Here is an 18,934-nt window from a genome sequence, read left to right as displayed (position 1 = left end):
AGTAAGAATTGTTGCAAGAGAAACGCGCGAGACCCTAGGCTCGGCCCCGCGTTGCCGTTGCGAAGACAGACGACAGACGACAGACGTGATTTGACGCACTGCTGCTCCCGCAACCAGGGCTGCCTTCTCACGCCGGCCCGTGGGGTGGCGCTCAAACCTGGCCGCTGAGCGCTTTATGCCAACCAGGCCCCTCCCCGCTCTGAGCGAGGCACCAAGACCAGCCAGAGCGCCAGCCCGCGGGGACGGGCCGGCGCTCGCGCGGCGGCCTGCGGCCTTGATTCCGCGCGGGGGAAACAGCGGCGGCGGTCGGGCAGAGGTGCTCCAGGTGCAGCCGCCACGCCCGCTCCCAAGGACCGCAGGGGGAAACCGACCCCGACGGACGCCCACGGAACGGGCACCGCCCCCTACCGCGTCTCTTCCCCTGCCTCCTGCGCCGCCCCCGCATTCCCGGGAAGCACCTCGGGGTTGCGCAGCCAGAGGTCGGCCTGGGTGAAGGGGATCTCGATCCCCTCTTCCCTGAAGCGGGCGTGGATGGCGTGGTGCAGGTTGTTCTGCACCTCCAGGATCGTGCCGATCTCGCGCAGGATCACCCGGATCTCGAAGTCGAGCGACGAGGCCCCGAAGCCCATGAAGAGGATCTGGGGCGGCGGGGTGAGGATGACCTGCGGCTGCGCCTCGGCGATCTCGCGCAGGATAGCGTCGACGCGGCCGGCGTCGGCGGCATAGGCGACGCCGACCTTCACGATCAACCGGCCCACGGCATTGCCCCGCGTCCAGTTCGTCACCTGCCCCGCCACGAGATCGGCGTTGGGGATTATGACGTCGCGGCGGTCGAACGTCTCGATCCGCGTGGAGCGGACGGAGATGGCGCGCACGATCCCCATCTGGTCGCCCGCCTCGATCCAGTCCCCCTCCGAGATCGGCCGCTCGATCAGCAGGATGATGCCGGAGACGAAGTTGGAGACGATGGTCTGCAGGCCGAAGCCGACACCGACCGTCAGCGCCCCGGCGACGATGGCGAGGGAGGACAGGTCCACCCCCACTGCGACGATGGCGATCAGCGCCGCGAGGAAGATGCCCACGTAGCCGACGCCGGAGACGATGGCATTGCGCGCCCCGACATCGAGCCTCGTGCGCGGCAGCACGGCGGCGCGCAGCGTCGACTGGAAGAGCCGGGTGAGCGCATAGCCGATGGCGAAGAGGAGCAGGAAGATCAGGAAGTCGGTCGGCGAGATGCGGCTCTCGCCGAGCGTGTAGCCCTCGCGGAAGCGCACCCAGAGGTCCATCAGGTCCTCCACCCGCGCGCCCCAGATGAGCGCCAGCACCGGCACGGCGAGGAGCGCGAGGATCAGCGCGATGAGCACGGGCAGGAGCGGGCCGGAGCCGTCGCCCGTCTCCTCCCCGCCGGCGACGAGGGTGGCGTAGAGATCGCCGACGAGGCGCTGCAGCAGCACCACGAAGCCGATCAGCGCCAGCGTCAGGATCGTCGGGCCGAGGACCGACTGGGCGGCGTTGGCATAGCCGCCTGTGGCGAGCACGGCGCCGATCACGGCCGCCGCCATCGCCGCCTGCCCGAGGAAGCGCAGGAGCCCCTGCCGGTAGGCGCTCGAGCCCCATTCCTCGTCCACCACCGGCGCGGCGGACATGGACCGGCCGAGCTGGAAGAGCACCAGCGCCAGCGCCAGGTGGATGGGGTATCGCAGCACCGCGGCCACCTCGCCATCCATCTCCACCGCGGGCAGGAAGGCACGCAGGACGAGCGAGAGGGCGAGGAGCCAGCCCAGCCAGCCGGCGAGGCGGGCAGCTCGGTGGCGCTGCGCCTCGTCCATGCCGGCGCCGGTGGCGGGGCCGTGGCCGAAGATCTCCTTGGCCAGCCAGTTGGCGGCGATAATGCTGATGCCGGCCTGCGGGATGCGCACGATCAACTCTTCGGAGCGGTTCCCGAAGAGCCCGCTCTGGTCGAGGATGGCGGCAAGGAGCAACAGTCCGAGGATGGGCAGGAGCAGCTGCGCGAAGCCGATCAGCGCCCGGCCGAGCCGGGCGCGCGGGCGCTCCAGCCGCGCCGGGCCGAGCCGCTCCAGCCAGTGGCGCGTCGGGAAGAGGAAGAGCAGCGCCACGAGGAGGGCGAGGCCCAGTCCTCCGGCCCGGTCCCCCAGCTCCTGCCAGCGGGCCGGGTTGGTCAGCCGCGCGCCGATCTCGGAGGTCACCGCCTGCACCCCGTCCGCCAGCCCCGCCGCGGCGGCGGGCCAGAGGGCGGGGTTGAGCGGGCTGCGGCCGCGGGCGAAGAGCTGCTCGGCCTGCCGGACACCGGCAAGCGCGTCGATCTCGGAGAGAAGGCCGGAGGCCTGCGCCAGACGGGCCGCGGCGATGAGGCGAGGCGCGGCAAGGCGCCGCCGCTCGTCCAGCAGCTGCGCGCGCAGGGCGGCGATCTGGGGGCCGACATCCGCGTCCTCCGGCCCCAGCGCCGCGATCTGCGCGTCGATGGTGGCGAGGCGGCCGGCGTTCAGCGTCTGCTCGGCGAGAAAACGGTCGCGCCAGGCGGTCAGCTCACGGCGCAGCTGGCGGAGCGCGAAGTCGCTCGCCGATCCGCCCTCGGAGAGGGAGGCGGCGCGGGAGGCGATCCGCTCCCACGCCTGCAGGTCTTCGGCATCGATGCGCGCGTCGGGGGCCGGCGGGCCGGCGCGGGCATCGCTCTCGCTGGCGCCGACCTGCGGCGCCGGGCTCACTGGCTCCGCCGGCGCTTCCTCCTCCGGGGCGGAGGCGCCGGGGATCAGCGTGCCGAGGCCCTGCGCCGCCAGAGGCGGCGCCAGCAGTGTCAGGACGAGAAGGACGAGCCCCGCGAGGAGGCTGCCGGCGCGCCGGCCTGCGGCGAGGCGTCTCACACGTCCTCGAAGACGCCCGGAATGGATTCCGGCCCCCGTTCGAGCCAGCCCGGCAGCGGCAGGTTCTTGCTGCGCAGGAAGTCGGGGTTGAAGAGCTTCGACTGGTAGCGCGTGCCGTAGTCGCACAGGATGGTGACGATGGTGTGCCCCGGCCCCAGCTCGCGCGCCAGATGCATGGCGCCGGCGATGTTGATGCCCGACGAGCCGCCGAGGCAGAGCCCCTCGTGCTGCAGAAGATCGAAGACGATGGGCAAGGCCTCCTCGTCGGAGATCTTGTAGGCGAAGTCGGGGCGGAAGCCTTCTAGGTTGGCCGTGATGCGCCCCTGCCCGATGCCCTCGGTGATGGAGGTGCCCTCGGCTTTCGCCTCGCCCTCGGTATAAAGCGAGTAGATCGCCGACCCGCCGGGATCGGCCAAAGCCACCTTGACGCCCTTGGGCTGCAGCGCGAGGCCGACGCCGGCCAGCGTGCCGCCGGTGCCGACGGCGGCGACGAAGCCGTCGACCTTGCCGTCCGTCTGCGCCCAGATCTCCGGCCCCGTGCCGTGGATGTGGGCGTCGCGGTTCGCCGTGTTGTCGAACTGATTGGCCCAGATGGCGCCGTTCGGCTCGCTCTTGGCGAGCTCGGCAGCGAGCCGCTCGGAGTAGCGGACGTAGTTGTTGGGGTTCTTGTAGGGGACCGCCGGCACCTGCACGAGCTGCGCGCCGGCCAGACGGATCATGTCCTTCTTTTCCTGGCTCTGCGTCTCGGGGATGACGATGACGGTCTTGAAGCCCATCGAGGCGCCGACGAGCGCAAGGCCGATGCCGGTGTTGCCGGCCGTCCCCTCGACGATGGTGCCGCCAGGGCGCAGCGCGCCGCGGCGCACGGCATCCTCGATGATGTAGAGGGCGGCGCGGTCCTTCACGGACTGGCCGGGGTTCATGAACTCCGCCTTGCCCAGGATCTCGCAGCCCGTCGCCTCGGAGGCGGCTTGCAGGCGGATCAGCGGGGTGTTGCCCACCGAGTGGGCGAGATCGGCGTGAATATTCATGTTGGCGGCCCTTTTTGATCGCCTAATGGTCTAGGCTTCGGACGCCCCGGGTTCAAGCGGTGCGCTGTTGCAGGGCCAGAAGCAGGGCGACAAGCGGGCCGACGTTGATCTCCCCCGTCGCGAGCAGCCCGAGCGCCCGTTCCAGAGACATGACATGGACGCGGATATCTTCCCCCTCTTCGTCCAGACCGCCGTACCAGACGTCTTCTTTTTCCAGCCGCGTCTCGCCGAGGAAGCAATGGAAGAAATCGGTGTTGGTGCCGGGGGAGCAGTAGTAGCCGAACGCCTTCTCCATCTTGCCGATGGTGATGCCCGCCTCCTCCACCGCCTCGCGGCGGGCCGACGCCTCCGGTGTCTCGCCGGGGTCGATGATGCCGGCGACAGGCTCCAGCACCCAGGGGTTGGGATCGCCCCGCCAGGCGGGGCCCGGGCGGAACTGCTCGACCATCAGGACGAGGCGGGTCTCCGGATCCCACGGCAGGACGAGGGCGGCGTCGACGCCGGTGAAGACCTCGCGGGGGATCTGGGTCTCCCGGCCACCGTCGAAGCGGCGATGCTCCAGCTCCAGCCCGGCGAACTTGAAGAAGCCGCCGGTGAGCGGCCGCGTCGGGCGAACGGAGAAATCCCCCTCCGCCGGGGCGTGGCGGACGGTCGCCGGGCCGCCGGCGGCGGCGCGCAGGCGCGCATCGGCCCGCACCTCCATCATCCGCCACTGGGCGCGCAGCTCCTCGGGGCTCAGGCGCGGATCGTTCCGCTCAATCTCCCCTGCCGCCAGCCGCGACCGGGGGCCGTCGCCCTCCTGCCAGTGAGCAAGGCTCCACGCCTCGCCACTGGAGAGCTGGTCGGCCGGGGGCAGGTAGACCTCGGCACGCCGGGGCCCCTGCCCCGCCTCCACCTCGACGGTGCCGAGGCTGTAGCCCCAGGGCAACTCGTAGGCGTCGAGCCGGGCGCGCTGCGCCTCCGACAATCCCTCGGCGAGCACCCCCTCCACCTCGGCGCCCGCCCGCTCCACCAGCACCGGCAGGTCGACGCCCTCCGCCCGCTCGGCCGCCCAGCCGGGCAGCGTGGCCGGGCGTGTCGTCCCCGGCCCCTCGCCGGCCACCGCGTCAAAGAGCGCCGCATCGCGCAGCGTGCCGTAAAGAAAGAGATCGCTCATGTCGCTCCGTTTCGTGGGGAGTGTTGGTGGGGGGGTGTGTCGGGGCCAGTCCGGGCGGGCCTCAGCGCGCCCTGTGCGAGACGTATTCGACCACCACGCCGATCACCGCACCGCCGATCGCCAGCGTCAGAAGCACCTCCTGAACCGCGACGGCCTGCAGGTTCTCCCACATGTAGCGGAAGACGTCGACCAGCGCCTCCGTCGGCCCGTCGTAGACCTTCTGGAAGGAGCGGTCGATCATCTGCGCGAAGGAGAAGAGGAACAGCGACCACAGCGCCAGCGCAGCAGACGTGGTCAGCCCGATGCCGATGGCGGTGACGTAGCCGTGCCCGGCCTGCCGCCCCAGCACCAGCCAGCCGATGACGACGGCGAGGGCGGCGTTCCACCAGCCGAAGTTGGGGCCGATGACGCCGGGGGGATAGAGCGGCACGATGGAGGTGGCGACGATGAGCGCCAACCCGGCGAACATGAGTGCCGATACCAACTTGGCCGCCGTGGGCATCCCTCTGGTCCCGTCCCCGCTCCGCCTGTGCGCGTGGCCCGTCCCGGCGCCTCCCTCAGGCGGGGCGGCTGACCGTCATCTGTGTCACGTCGCAGTTTCCGGTTCGGAATGTGGCCGCGCAGCCGGTGAGATAGAAGCTCCAAAGCCGTCGGAAGCGCTCGTCGAAGCCGAGCGTTGCAATCTCGTCCCAGCGGGCGGTGAAGCTGTCGTACCACAGCCGCAGCGTCTGGTTGTAGCTCTGCCCGAAGGTGATGGCGCCCGAGACGTTGAGCCCCGCGCGCGCGATCTCGTCCCGCAAGGCCGAGGGGCTGGGCAGCATGCCGCCCGGGAAGATGTACTTCTGGATGAAGTCGACGGAGCGGCGATAGGCCTCCCACCGGCGATCCTCGATGGTGATGATCTGGAAGGTGCCCTTGGCGCCCGGCTTCAGCCGCTCGCGCACCGTGCTCCAGTAGGTCGGCCAGTAGCGCTCGCCCACCGCCTCGAACATCTCGATGGAGGCGATGCCGTCGTAGACCCCCGCCTCGTCACGGTAATCCTGCAGCTTCAGCGTCACCCGGTCGGCGAGGCCGGCCACCTGCATCCGCGCTTGTGCATGGGCCAGCTGCGCGCGGGAAATGGTGAGCCCCGTCACCCGCAGCCCCCGCTCCGCCGCGGCATATTCGGCGAAACCGCCCCAGCCGCAGCCGATCTCCAGCACGTGGTCCCCGGGCTGCGCGCCCATCTGGTCGACGAGCGAGGCATACTTGGCGCGCTGCGCGCTCTCGAGGCTCTGCGTGCTCTCGTCGAAGATCGCCGAGGAGTAGGTCATCGTCTCGTCGAGCCAAAGGCGGTAGAACTCGTTGCCGAGGTCGTAATGGGCGGCGATGTTCTTCTTCGCCTGCCGCTTGGTGTTGGATTGCAGCCAGAAGCGCAGCCGCTCGTAGAGCGCCGGCAGCGAGCGGGCGGAGAAGCCATCGAAGACCTCGTCCCCCGACTCGTGGATGAAATCCATGAAGTTCTGCAGGTCGGGCGTCGACCACCAGCCATCCATGTAGGCCTCGCAGAAGCCGAGATCGCCTTCGCGGATCAGCCGCGCGAAGAGCTCGTCGTTGTGGATGGTGATCTCGGCATGGCGGCCGGGGTTAGCCCCCTCCAGCTGGAAGCAGCGCCCGTCGGGCAGGCGAATGGTGCAGGAGCCGGCGACCAGCCCCTCCTTCATGCGGGCGAAGGCCGGGGCGAAGTAGCGCGGCAGATCGGGTTGCCCCTCGGTACTGGTCAGCATTCCCTCACTCCTCGTCTTGCGGGGGCCGGCGACACTTCCGGAAGCCTCGCCCGCTCCCATCCCCTCCCCTTGGTCCCGGCGCGGATTTTGCCCCCATTCCAAGACCGTAGCAAGCCGTCACAGCTCGGCATCAAGTGCGGCAATGAGCTGCTCGATCTCCGCCGGCGTGGTGTAATGGGTGAAGGAGAGGCGCAGGACGCCCACCTCCGGGTCGATGCCGAGCGCGCCGAGGGGGCGGCGGGCATAGAAGTCCCCGCCCCCGGCCATCACCTTGTGCGCCGCCAGCCGCGCCGCCACCGGCTCCGCCGGTTCGCGGAGCGAGACGGCCACGGTCGGCGCCCGCGCCTCCGCCCGGCGGGGGCCGAGAAGGCGCAGGTCATTGCGGGCGGAGAGGTACTCTAGAAGCGGCGCCAGCAGCTCCACCTCCCGCGCCCGCATCACGTCATGCGCATGCCGCGCTGCCGGGGCGCCGGTGGCGGGCCCGGAATGCTGGGCGGAGAGAGCCTCGAGGTAATCGGCGATGCCGGCGGAGGCGGCGACCTGCGCATGGTCGGGCCCCGCCGGGGTGAAGCGCTTGTAGAGGGTGTCGTTGTTGAAAAAGTGAGCCTGGCCGGGGAGTTCCGCGCCGAAGCTCTCGCGGATCACCATCAAGCCCTGGTGCGGACCGTAGGTCTTGTAGGCCGAGAAGAGGTAGACGTCGGCGCCGAGCGCCCCCACATCCGGCAGCCCGTGCGGCGCGTAGGAGACACCGTCCACCACTGTCCGCACCCCCGCCTCCCGCGCGAGCGCGCAGATCGCGGCGACATCGTTGATCTCGCCGACGACGTTGGAGCAATGCGGGAAGCAGAGCAGCTTCGCCCCGTCGAGGAGCGGCGGCAGGGAGTCGGCCTGAAGGGAGTGGGTCTCGGGGTCGAGCCGCCATTCGCGCACCTCGATCCCTGCCTCTGCAAGGCGGCGCCAGACGCCGGCATTGGCCTCATGGTCCTGGTCCGACACCACGATGGCGTCGCCGGGGGAGAGCCAGCCGCACACCGCCTGGGCGAGCACGTAGCTGTTCTGGCTGGTGGAGGGGCCGAAGGAGAGCTCCTGCGTCTGAACGCCGAGCATCGCCGCCAGCCGGCTGCGCGCCTCGTCCATCTCCGCCCCCGCCGCCTCGGAGGCGGGATAGGGCGCATAGGGCTGCAGCTTGCGTTCCCGGTAGAACCGCGTGAGCCGGTCGATGACGGGCGCGCAGGCATAGGAGCCGCCGGCATTCTCGAAGAAGGCCCAGCCTTGGAGCGAGGGCTCGGAAAAGGCGGGAAACTGGGCGCGGACCCATGCGGCGTCGAGTGTCATCTGGTGCTCCCTTGGCGCTGTCGGCGGGAGGAGGCCCGGGGGCGGGCGGAGAGTCAATGCGGGCGGGCCGAGGGAGGGGGTGGAGAGGGCGGGACCGGGGGCCAGCCCCCGGACCCCCGGGATTTTTGGGACCAAAGACAGGGGGGCGATGGGAGAGGGTGGCTCGCCGGGGGGGCTTGGTCTGAGGGGCGTGGCGTACGACGGCGCGGGGGTCTTCGACCGGTGGGCGTTTCCAACTGGCGCGAGGTTTGCAGGCGCAGGGCGAGTGCCTGCCCGTGGTGTGGCGCTCCGACGGTCCCGCGAAGCGCTTTATGCCTGCACAGCCCCTCCCCGCGGCCCGCTGAGCGCCAAGCTCAATCAGAGCGCCAGCCCGTGGGACGGGCAGGCGCTCGCCCTGCGCCTTTGGCGTGTACCGGGCGGGATGCAGCTCCGGGCAAGGCACTTGATTTCGGCGGCTCCGGGAGGCGGCAGGCAAAGAAAAAGCGCCCGCCGGGGGGGCGGGCGCTTTCAAGCTCAGTCAGGGCTCTCGCCTCAGGCGTTCCGTTCTGCCCGCAGGCCGCGCCAGATGGCCCAGCACATGATCAGCAGCACGATGGTGAAGGGCAGGCCCGTGGAGATCACCATGCTCTGCAGCGAGGCGAGGCCGCCCGCCGAGAGCAGCAGCACGATGGCCACGGCGCCCTCGAAGATGCACCAGAACACCCGCTGCGGCACCGGCGCATCGACCTTCCCGCCGGCGGTGATCGTGTCGATCACGAGGGAACCGGAGTCCGACGAGGTGACGAAGAAGACGATCACCAGAATGATGCCGATCAGCGAGGTGAGACCGGCAAGCGGCAGCTCCGCCAGCATCTTGAAGAGCTTCAGCTCCAGCGGGGCATCCTGCGCCGCCGTGTAGCCGTCGGCCACCACCTGCTCGACCGCCGCGCCACCGAAGACGCTCATCCACAGGACGCAGACGAGGCTGGGGATCAGCAGCACGCAGATGATGAACTCGCGCACCGTCCGGCCGCGGCTGACGCGGGCGATGAACATGCCCACGAACGGTGACCAGGAGATCCACCAGGCCCAGTAGAAGCTCGTCCAGCCCTGCTCGAAGTTCACGTCCTCGCGGCCGATCGGGTTCGCCAGCGCCGGCAGGTACTGCAGGTAGGCGCCGAGATATTCCACGAAGCCGGTGAGGATCGCCACCGTCGGGCCGACCAGCAGCACGAAGAGCAGCAGCACGAAGGCCAGCCCCATGTTGATCTCCGAGAGGATCTTCACCCCCCCGTCGAGCCCGCGCAGCACCGAGATGAGCGCGATGGCGGTGATGCCGGAGATGAGCAGCACCTCTGTCGTCGGCCCCACCGGGATGCCGAAGAGCTCGTTGAGGCCCGCGTTGGCCTGCGTCGCCCCGAATCCGAGCGAGGTCGCGAGGCCGAAGAGCGTCGCGAAAACGGCCAGCGTGTCGATCAGGTGGCCCCACCAGCCCCAGACTCGATCCCCGAGGATCGGGTAGAAGGCGGAGCGGATCGTCAGCGGCAGCCCCTTGTTGTACGTGAAGAGCGCCAGCGCCAGCGCCACCACCGCGTAGATCGCCCAGGGGTGCAGGCCCCAGTGGAAGATCGTCGCCGCGAAGGCCAGCCGCTCGGCCGCCTCGACGTCACCCTCGGCCCCGCCAAGGGGCGCCCAGTCAGTGCGCATCCCGTCCTCGCCGACGGCGATGCCGCCAAGGGAGGTGCCGAAGTGGCTCATCGGCTCTGAGACGCCGTAGAACATCAGGCCGATGCCCATGCCGGCGGCGAAGAGCATCGCGAACCAGCCGGCATAGCCGTAATCGGGCGTCGCCGCCGCGCCGCCGAGGCGCACCTTGCCGACCGGCGTGACGATCAGCAGCAGGCAGAAGAGCACGAAGATGTTGCCCGCCGACAGGAAGAACCAGTCGAACTGCTGCGTGACGAAATTGAAGAGCCACGTGAAGACGCCGCCCGCCTGCTCCGGCAGGGCCAGCGTGTAGAAGACGAAGAGGACGATGGAGATCCCCGAGATCAGGAAGACCGGGTTGTGGATGTCCAGCCCGAAGGGGCCGATCTTCGTCTCGATATTGTCCTGCCCGATCTCGTAATCGGTCTCGATGATGTCCGAGGCACCCTCCGGTGCCGGTATGCCCTGATTGGCACTCTCGTCGGTCATGTCGCTTCCTTCCTGTTCTGTCCGCCTCTCCTGCCCGGCAGGACGAGGCCCGCGCCCGCCATCATTCGCCGCGCACGACGAAGACGGACCGCTTGAAGTGACGCGCGATCTTGCCGCCGTTCGACGGCCAGAGATGATCGGCAAGGCCCGGCACATGGCTGGCCATAACGATGAGGTCGGCGCCGATCTCGTCGGCGGCGGCCATCAGCTTGTCATCGAGATCGACGGAGGGGTCGTGGCTGACGACGTCATGGGATTGCGCCGTGACGCCATGGGCGCTGCCCTGCCCGGCCGCGAAGGCGGCGAGCTTCTCCGAGAACTCCTCCGGCGTATGCGCCACCGCGCCGGGCGTCGCGGCGTGAACGGCGACATACGTGACGGTGGCGCCATGCTGCTTTGCCAGATCGGCGGAGACGGCGAGCGCCCGTTCGAGCGCGCCCGTATGGGCGAGGTCAACGGGCACCATGATATGGGTGAACATGCTACTCCCTTCCCTTGACTGGCCCTCTGCGGGGCCTTCCTTCTGATTTTGGCGCGGTTCTGGCGCTGAACCCAGCCCTACCGCGCCGCTCGCGCAAGTGTGACACGCCTGCGCGGCGAAGGAAATGAAAGCGACATGTGGCTGTCGTATTTTTGCCGCGCCCCACGGCGGGGGGCGCGGCGAGGGCCCGTCAGGCGGAGAGGTCGACGACCACCCTGCCCCGCACCTGCCCCTTGAGGATGTCGGCGCCGAGGCGCGGCAGATCCTCCAGCGTCGCCGGAACGATCATCTCCTCCAACCGCTCCAGTGGCAGCTCCTTGGCAATGCGGGACCACGCCTCCATGCGCGCCTCGTAGGGCTGGTAGACGGAGTTGATGCCGTGCAGCTTTACGCCCCGCAGCAGGAAGGGCGTCACCTGCCCCGGGAAGGCGGCGCCGGCGGCGAGGCCGACGGAGGCGACGGTGGCGCCGGGAAGCATCTGCCCGAGAAGGCGGCCGAGCATCGGGCCGGCGACGTTGTCGATGGCGCCGGACCAGACGGCCTTCTCCAGCGGGCGCTCCGTCGGCTCCGCCAGATCCGCCCGCGCCACGATGCGGCTGGCGCCGAGGCCCCGCAGGTACCCCTCCTGCTCCAGCCGGCCAGTGACGGCGGCGACCTCGTAGCCGAGAGCCGAGAGCAGCGAGACGGCGACGGAGCCGACGCCCCCCGACGCACCGGTGACGAGCACCGGCCCCTGCCCCGGCACCAACCCCTGCGACTCCATCTCCAGCACCGCCAGCATGGCGGTGAAGCCGGCGGTGCCGAGCGCCATCGCCTGCCGGGGCGTCAGCCCCTCGGGCAGCGGCACCAGCCAGTCGGCCTTGACGCGGGCCCGGGTGGCGTAGCCGCCCCAATGCGTCTCGCCGACACCCCAGCCGGTGAGCACCACCTTGTCGCCGGGGGCATACCGCGGATCGTCAGAGGCCTCGACGGTGCCGGCGAAGTCGATGCCCGGCACGTGCGGGTAAGTGCGCACGAGCCCAGCGCCGGGGCCGATGCACAGGCCGTCCTTGTAGTTGAGCGTCGAGTACTCGACGGCGACGGTGACGTCGCCCTCCGGCAGGCGGGACTCGTCCAGCTCCTGCACCGAGGCGCGGGGGGTGTCGTCCGTCTTCTCGACGAGGAGTGCTTTGAACATGGGGGGCCTCCCGGGGTTGGATTTCGGGGGGACCTTGGGTGCCGGGAGCCGATGGGTCAACCCGGGGGCTCGGGTGGCGAGAGGCGCAGGAAGGCGGCGAGATCAGGGGCGGCGGAGGGCGGCGATCATCTGGGCGAGGATGGAGGCGGCGATCTCCGCCGGGGTAACGGCGCCGATGTCGAGGCCGACGGGCGCATGGATGCGGGCGGCGGTGTCCCCCGGGATGCCGGCGGCGGCGAGCCGCTCCAGACGGGCGGCATGGGTGCGGCGCGAGCCGAGGGCGCCGATGTAGAACGCGGGCGAGGCGAGCGCGGCCCGCAGGCCGGCATCGTCGACCGGGTGGTCATGGGTGAGGGTCACCACGGCGGTGCGCGCATCGGGCGCGGCGGCGGCGATGGCCTCCTCGACGGGATCGGCGGAGGCGGGCGCGGCGTGGAAGGCGGCGGCGAAGCCGGGGCGCGGGTCGAGCACGAGGGGGGCCATGTCGCAGGCGCGGGCCATGGGCACCAGCGCCTCGGCGATCTGCCCGGCGCCGACGACGATCAGCCGCAGGGGTGGCACATGGAGGGCGACGAAGGCGCCCGTCTCCTTTTCCGCCCCCGACCGGCCGGTGCGAAAGCGCTCGGGGAAATCCTCCGGGGTGGCGAGGCGCGGGGCGCCCTCCGGTGGCGTGACGAGCGCCACGGGGCGGCGGTCGGTGGTGGCAGCGGCGAGCTTCGCGAGGAGCGGCTCCGGCAGGGCGCTGCCGACGGGCTGGAGCAGGACGCGGATGCTGCCCCCGCAGGCAAGACGCGCCGCGCGGGCGCGCTCGTCGCTGACCTGGAGCGAGAGGGTGCGGGCCTCCCCCGCCGAGAGGGCGGCAAGGGCGGCGGGGACGACGTCGGCCTCGACGCTGCCGCCGGCGAGGGCGCCGCAGGTCTCCCCGCTGCCGCTCACCGCCATCGTGGCGCCGGCGCGGGTGGGGGCGGAGCTCCAGCTCTCCATGACCGTGGCCAGCACAGCGCCCTGTCCGGCGCGGTGCCAGTCGAGCGCGGTGGCGGCGATGTTGTCCATGGGCGGCCTCGGCATTGTAACGGGCCGAGCCTATGGCGGCGCCGGAGCGCCGCCAATCCCGAACTGAGCCGTGATCGGGTCGCCGCTGCGGGGGTGCTATTGCATCTCGGTGAAGATCAGCTGGGCGGGGTTCCGGCGCGAGCCGTCGTAGGAGCCGATCCAGATGTCGTAGAGACCGGGCTGCGGGTTGTAGAAGGTGATGGACGGGTTTGTGCCCACGGTATCGTCGTCGTAATAGAACTGCTGGTCGGGCGCGTTGACGAGGAGAACCGCATCGGCCCCGGAGGTCACGGTGATCGTCAACATGGACGAACTCCCGCTCCAGTAGAGATCGAAGTCGGGGCGCGATGTCACGTAGCCGGGCAGGTTGAAGCCGCAATTGGTGAGCAGCTGCGTGCCGCCGGCGGTGACATTGCGGACATGAGGGTCCGGCAGGAAGCCGGCGCTGAGGCTGATATCGCCGAAATGGGGCGCCGCAGACCAGTCGGGGCAGGCCATCGCCGTGCCACCACTCAGCGCCAGAGCCGCGATCATGGCGGCACAGAATCTCTTGATCATAATGTACTTCCTCCTGATGGCGCCCATAAAACCGGCACCGTGTTAACAAGCCCCTAATCTTCCCCCGCGACAAATTGAGTCAACCTCGAAGGCTGCCGGGTCGGGAAAATCCTACCCGCGCTCCCCGCCGTTCCGGGGCGGGTGAGAACGCGGTGTTTCCATCTCTAAGACTTTGCTAAAATGAGAATGAATGGCATGGTGCGGGCGTCGGGCGCCTGCCGTTCCGGCCGCCCCACGCCGCTGCCAACGAGCCACGATGCCGGACTACGACGAGATCCCCAGCCCCGACCTCTCCCTCGCCGAGCTACCGGCAGAGGCGTGGCGGGCGGAGCTTGCGCGGCTGGGCGAGGCGCAGGGGCACTACGAGCCGATCGGGCGCGAGCATGCGGCGCTCTTCTCCGACAATGGCCGCGACCTGCTGATCACCTTCTCCAGCTTTGACGCGGCGCGCTCTGCGCCGGGCGCCCTGCCCTTCGGCTACCGCCTCGCCGCCCGCGCCGGCTGGTCTCACCTCGCGATCCTCGCCGAGGGCGAGACGTGGTACCGCGATCCGCGCCTCTGGGGCTACTTCGACCGGATCTGCGACGACGGCTTCCTTGAGGATTTCGACCGGGTGCTCTTCTACGGCGCCCATGCCGGCGGCCACGCGGCCGCCGCCTATTCCCTGGCGGCGCCGGGCGCGCGGGTGCTGGCGGTGCGTCCGGTGGCGACGCTGACACCCGGGGTTGCCGGGTGGGACAGGCGGCATGTCTCAGCGCGGCGGCTCGACTTCACCTCCCGCTACGGCTTCGCGCCCGACATGATCGAGGCGGCGCGGCGGGCCTACATTTTGCACGATCCGCTCCTCGGCGCCGATGCCGCCCATGCCGCGCTCTTCCGCTGCGAAGCGGCGCTGCCGCTGCGGGCGCGTTATGCCGGCGCGGGGCTGGAGGCGACATTGCTGCGGCTCGGCATCCTCGAGCCGATGATCGAGGAGGCGATGGCCGGCACGCTGACCCAGGCGAGCTTCGCCCGCCTCTGGCGCGTCCGCCGGAGCGACCCCTCCTGGCTGCGAGCCCTCTCGCGCCGACTGGAAGCCCCCGCCCACCGCCGCCGCCTCGCCGCCCTCGCCCGCCACGGCGTGACGACGCGGGATGCGGGGTATTACAAGCGGGTGCTCGAGGATCTGACGGCGCACGAGGCGGCGTAGGCGGTTCAAAAGGCACCACAGGAGCAGGGCGAGCGCCTGCCCATGGGGTGGCGCTCCGATCTCGCCGCGGTGCTCATTATGCCCGCCAAGCCCCTCCCCGGGCCGGAGCGTTGCACCAAGCTCAGACAGAGCGCCAGCCCGCCGGGACGGGCAGGCGCTCGCCCTGCGCCTTTGGCGCGCACCGGGCGGGGGAAGAACTCAGACGTACCGCAACGCGCCCGGCTAGATGCGCCAGCAGCCCGGGCTTCAGCCCGGCGCCGCCCCCACCGGCCTCTACTCGAACCCGCCTTCCACCTGCCCCTGCTGCCATTCCTTGGCGAGGTTGCCGAAGCGGGTGAAGCGGCCGTCGAAGCTGAGTTCCACCGTCCCGATGGGCCCGTGGCGCTGCTTGCCGATGATGAGCTCGGCCTTGCCGTGGATGCGGGACATGGTGTCCTGCCACGCGGCCATCTTCTCCAGCTCGCTCTCGGAGGGCTTCTCCCGCTCCTTGTAGTATTCCTCGCGGAAGACGAACATCACCACGTCGGCGTCCTGCTCGATCGAGCCGGATTCCCGCAGGTCGCTGAGCTGCGGCCGCTTGTCCTCGCGGCTCTCCACCTGGCGGGAGAGCTGGGAGAGGGCGATGACCGGGATGTGCAGCTCCTTGGCGATGGCCTTGAGGCCCCGCGTGATCTCGGAGATCTCGTTGACCCGGTTGTCGCTGCGCCCCGCGCCGCTGAGCAGCTGCAGGTAGTCGACGATGATGACGTCGAGCCCGTGCGTCCGCTTCAGCCGCCGCGCCCGGGCGGAGAGCTGGGCAATGGTGATGGCGGGCGTGTCGTCGATGAAGAGCGGCGCCGCCTCGAACTCCTTCGCCGCATCGACGAAGCGGCGAAACTCGGCCTCGTTCAGCTCGCCCTTGCGGATCAGCTCGCTCGGCACCTCGGCGGCGTCGGAAAGGATACGGGCAGCGAGCTGGTCGGCCGCCATCTCGAGGGAGAAGAGGCCGACGACACCCCCGTTCACCGCCCCCTCCGTCCCGTCCGGGCGCTGGCCCTTGCGGTAGGCGCGCGCGACGTTGAAGGCGATGTTCACCGCCAGCGATGTCTTCCCCATGGCGGGGCGGCCGGCGAGGATCAGAAGGTCGGACTTGTGGAGCCCGCCGAGCTTGCGGTCGAGGTCGACCAGCCCGGTGGAGATGCCGGCGAGGCCCCCGTCGCGCTGGTAGGCGGCGGCGGCGACCTGCACCGCCTCGGTGGCGGAACGCAGGAAGGACTTGAAGCCCTGCTCCGTCCCCCCCTGCTCGGCGAGACGGTAGAGCGCCGCTTCGGCCTCGACGATCTGCTCCGTCGGCTCGGAGGCGATGTCCACCTTGCCGGCCTTGGCGGAGATGTCCTGCCCGAGGGACATCAGCTCCCGCCGCAGGGACATGTCGTAAATCATCTGCGCGTAATCGCGCGCCGCGAAGGAGGAGATGGCGCTGCCGGCGAGCTGAACGAGATAGCGGGCGCCACCGAGGAGCTTGAGGCCCTCGTCCTCCTCCAGAAACGCCTTGAGCGTTACCGGTGAGGCGAGCGCGCCGCGGGCGATGCGCTGGCCGGCAATGTCGTAGATGCGCCCGTGCACCGGCTCGTAGAAATGCTCCGCCTTAAGGATCGTGGAGATCCCGTCATGCAGCGCATTGTTGGTGAGGATGGCGCCGAGGACATGCCGCTCCGCCTCGATGGAGTGCGGAACGCTCTCTTCGCTGTCCCCGGCGCCTGCCTGCGGACGGACTGCCGTCACTTCATTCATCGCTGCCCCCGATTCCACCCTTCGCGCTGATTGTCTGCCTCGCGCCCGGCGGTGACTGTCGTCTTAACGGACGGCGGGTCGGAGAGGCAAAATGTATAAGTGGTGGATGAGCTGTGGATAACCCGGAGCCTAGCAGATCTTGTGGCGCTTGGCGAGATGGGCACCGGATGCGGGGAGCGGGGGATGGAGGGCCGGCGGGTCTCCGCCCGTTTGTGCGGCAGGGCGTGTCGGGCGGCGTTAACGCCCGGCGAGACCATTAACGAGGCGGCGCGCGGCCTCCGCTCCTCCCCCGCCCGGTACGCGCCGCAGGGGCAGGGCGAGCGCCGGCCCGTCCCCACGGGCTGGCGCTCCGGCGACGGCAGCGCGTCGCCCGGAGCGGGGAGGTGGTGGAGCCATAAAGGGCGCCGCGGGGCCATGGGGCGCCACTCCACGGGCCGGCGCTCGCCCTGCGCTCCAGAGGGAAGCACCCGGTGGAGGGCCGGATGGTGGGTTGCAAACCCACCCTACGGAGGCCCGCGCAGGTTGGGTTTTCAACCCACCGCTTCGCGGCGACCGCCGGCGGGGTGGCCCCCTCCTACCCTCGCGCCGCCTGCCACCCTTTCGGGTCGCGCAGGAACCGCTCAACCTCCGTCAGCTCTCCGGCATCGAACGTGCCGCGCTCGCGGGCCACTGCCAGCACATCCCACCACGTCGTCAGGTGGAGAAGCTGGATCTGGTGCTCCGCCAGCGCTTCCGTCACGCCCTCGAAGATGCCGTAGTAGAAGACCACCGCCGTCCAGTTGCAGCTCGCCCCCGTCTGCCGGATCGCCTCCACGAAGGAGACCTTGGAGCCCCCGTCGGTCGTCAGGTCCTCCACCAGCAGCACGTTCTGCTCCGGCGTCATCTTCCCCTCGATGCGGGCGTTGAGGCCGTAGCCCTTCGGCTTCTTGCGCACGTAGGTCATCGGCAGCGCCAGCCGCTCGGCCACGAAGGCCGCGAAGGGGATGCCCGCCGTCTCGCCGCCGGCGATGTTATGAAACGTCTCCGCCCCCGCCTCGCGCACGATGGTCATCGCGAGGAAATCCATCAACAGCGAGCGCACCCGCGGGAAGGAGACGATCTGCCGGCAGTTCACGTAGGTCGGCGCCTGCTTGCCGGAGGCGAGCGTGAAGGGCTCCGCGGCGTTGAAGTTCACCGCCCCGATGTCGAGCAGCATGCCGGCGGTGAGCCGGGCGATCTCGTCCTTCGGGGGAAAGCTGGCGGGAATCATGGCGCCTCCGTCTCGACATGCCAGTGCAGGGGGAAGCCGGGGTCGAAGAGCGTCACCGGCCCCTCCCCCGTCTGGATCGCTTCGGGCAGCTCCAGCGGCGCGCCCCGGCGCAGCGTGACGCGCGCCTCGTTGGGCGGCAGGCCGTAGAAGCGCGGCCCGTTGAGGGAGGCGAAGGCCTCCAGCTTGTCGAGCTTGCGCACCGCCTCGAACACCTCGGCGAGGCAGGAGAGCGTCACCGGCGCCGTGAAGATGCCGGCGCAGCCGCAGGGCTGCAGCTTGGCCGGGTCGCTATGCGGCGCGCTGTCGGTGCCGAGGAAGAAGCGTCGGTCGCCGGAGACGGCCGCCTCCACCAGCGCGAGGCGGTGGCTCTCGCGCTTGGCGACCGGCAGGCAGTAGTAATGCGGCCGGATGCCGCCGGCGAGGATGGCGTTGCGGTTGATGATCAGGTGATGCGTGGTGATCGTCGCCGCAAGGTTGCGGCTGGAATCGCGCACGTAATCCACCGCCGTCTGCGTCGTCACATGCTCCATGACGATCTTCAGATCGGGGATCTTCTTGCGGAGCGGTTTCAGCACCTTGTCGATGAAGACCGCCTCACGGTCGAAGATGTCGATGGCCGGATCCGTCACCTCGCCGTGTATGCAAAGCGGCATGCCGATCTCGGCCATCCGCTCCAGCACCGGGCGTACCTTGTCGATGTCGCGGACGCCGGAGGCGGAGTTGGTGGTGGCGCCGGCGGGGTAGAGCTTCACCGCCGTGGCGAGGCCGGAGGCATGGGCGCGGGCCACATCCTCGGGGTCGGACGCCTCAGTGAGGTAGAGCGTCATCAGCGGCCGGAAGCGGCTGCCCTCGGGCAGTGCTGCGAGGATGCGCTGCCGGTAGGCGGCCGCGTCGTCGCCTGTCACCACGGGCGGCACGAGGTTGGGCATGATGATCGCCCGGCCGAAATGGCGGGCGCTCTGCGGCGCCACGGCGGCCAGCATGGCCCCGTCGCGCAGGTGAAGGTGCCAGTCGTCGGGCTGGCGGAGGGTCAGTGTATCGGGCCGGGGCTTCATGGCCCCCGCGCATACAGCCGCCCGCCCGCCTTGACCATAGGACTTGATCCCTCC

General features: G+C 70.2%; 15 protein-coding genes. 1 reads left to right on the top strand and 14 read right to left on the bottom strand.

The features are described from left to right. Window positions 1–404: 404 nt before the first annotated feature. The 11 genes from GY170_RS07155 to GY170_RS07105 form a co-directional block, all read right to left on the bottom strand. Window positions 405–2,882, bottom strand: a complete 2,478-nt coding sequence (locus GY170_RS07155) for a DUF3772 domain-containing protein (RefSeq protein WP_163891514.1) — start codon at window positions 2,880–2,882, stop codon at window positions 405–407. Beyond that, window positions 2,879–3,913 (bottom strand): cysteine synthase A, encoded by a 1,035-nt coding sequence (locus tag GY170_RS07150; protein WP_163891512.1) that lies wholly within the window; start codon window positions 3,911–3,913, stop codon window positions 2,879–2,881. The genes GY170_RS07155 and GY170_RS07150 overlap by 4 nt, the downstream gene beginning before the upstream one ends. A 52-nt stretch (window positions 3,914–3,965) precedes the next feature. Next, window positions 3,966–5,069, bottom strand: coding sequence for an NUDIX domain-containing protein (locus tag GY170_RS07145; RefSeq protein ID WP_163891510.1), 1,104 nt, complete (start codon window positions 5,067–5,069; stop codon window positions 3,966–3,968). A 61-nt stretch (window positions 5,070–5,130) separates the two neighbouring features. Next, window positions 5,131–5,571 (bottom strand): TrgA family protein, encoded by a 441-nt coding sequence (locus tag GY170_RS07140; protein ID WP_268895056.1) that lies wholly within the window; start codon window positions 5,569–5,571, stop codon window positions 5,131–5,133. 55 nt (window positions 5,572–5,626) lie between these two features. Further along, a complete protein-coding gene (locus GY170_RS07135; protein ID WP_163891506.1) occupies window positions 5,627–6,835 on the bottom strand; it encodes an SAM-dependent methyltransferase in 1,209 nt (402 codons plus the stop codon). 117 nt (window positions 6,836–6,952) lie between these two features. Further along, window positions 6,953–8,170, bottom strand: a complete 1,218-nt coding sequence (locus GY170_RS07130; RefSeq protein ID WP_163891504.1) for an aminotransferase class V-fold PLP-dependent enzyme — start codon at window positions 8,168–8,170, stop codon at window positions 6,953–6,955. A gap of 531 nt (window positions 8,171–8,701) precedes the next feature. Continuing rightward, window positions 8,702–10,345 (bottom strand): BCCT family transporter, encoded by a 1,644-nt coding sequence (locus tag GY170_RS07125; RefSeq protein ID WP_163891502.1) that lies wholly within the window; start codon window positions 10,343–10,345, stop codon window positions 8,702–8,704. Window positions 10,346–10,406: 61 nt separating this feature from the next. After that, complete coding sequence (locus GY170_RS07120; protein WP_163891500.1) at window positions 10,407–10,826, bottom strand: universal stress protein; 420 nt, start codon at window positions 10,824–10,826, stop codon at window positions 10,407–10,409. 190 nt (window positions 10,827–11,016) lie between these two features. Next, a complete protein-coding gene (locus GY170_RS07115; RefSeq protein ID WP_163891498.1) occupies window positions 11,017–12,003 on the bottom strand; it encodes an MDR family oxidoreductase in 987 nt (328 codons plus the stop codon). A 102-nt stretch (window positions 12,004–12,105) separates the two neighbouring features. Next, window positions 12,106–13,056 (bottom strand): XdhC family protein, encoded by a 951-nt coding sequence (locus GY170_RS07110; RefSeq protein ID WP_163891496.1) that lies wholly within the window; start codon window positions 13,054–13,056, stop codon window positions 12,106–12,108. 96 nt (window positions 13,057–13,152) lie between these two features. After that, a complete protein-coding gene (locus GY170_RS07105) occupies window positions 13,153–13,614 on the bottom strand; it encodes a peptidase S1 (protein ID WP_163891494.1) in 462 nt (153 codons plus the stop codon). Between the two features lie 256 nt (window positions 13,615–13,870). Between GY170_RS07105 and GY170_RS07100 the strand changes: the two genes are divergently transcribed. After that, a complete protein-coding gene (locus tag GY170_RS07100; protein WP_163891493.1) occupies window positions 13,871–14,803 on the top strand; it encodes a hypothetical protein in 933 nt (310 codons plus the stop codon). Window positions 14,804–15,076: 273 nt separating this feature from the next. Here the strand turns inward: GY170_RS07100 and GY170_RS07095 are convergent, their stop codons facing one another. The 3 genes from GY170_RS07095 to pyrC form a co-directional block, all read right to left on the bottom strand. Next, window positions 15,077–16,576: a replicative DNA helicase gene (locus GY170_RS07095; RefSeq protein WP_163891491.1), complete on the bottom strand. Its 1,500-nt coding sequence runs from the start codon at window positions 16,574–16,576 to the stop codon at window positions 15,077–15,079. A gap of 574 nt (window positions 16,577–17,150) precedes the next feature. Next, window positions 17,151–17,825, bottom strand: coding sequence for an orotate phosphoribosyltransferase (locus tag GY170_RS07090; protein WP_163891489.1), 675 nt, complete (start codon window positions 17,823–17,825; stop codon window positions 17,151–17,153). After that, window positions 17,822–18,880, bottom strand: a complete 1,059-nt coding sequence (pyrC, locus tag GY170_RS07085) for a dihydroorotase (protein WP_163891487.1) — start codon at window positions 18,878–18,880, stop codon at window positions 17,822–17,824. The genes GY170_RS07090 and pyrC overlap by 4 nt, the downstream gene beginning before the upstream one ends. Window positions 18,881–18,934: the final 54 nt, after the last annotated feature.

Source organism: Pseudoroseicyclus tamaricis (assembly GCF_012070395.1).
In the GTDB taxonomy this organism is placed as follows: Bacteria; Pseudomonadota; Alphaproteobacteria; order Rhodobacterales; family Rhodobacteraceae; genus Pseudoroseicyclus_A; species Pseudoroseicyclus_A tamaricis.
This window is presented reverse-complemented; position numbering and strand designations above follow the sequence as displayed.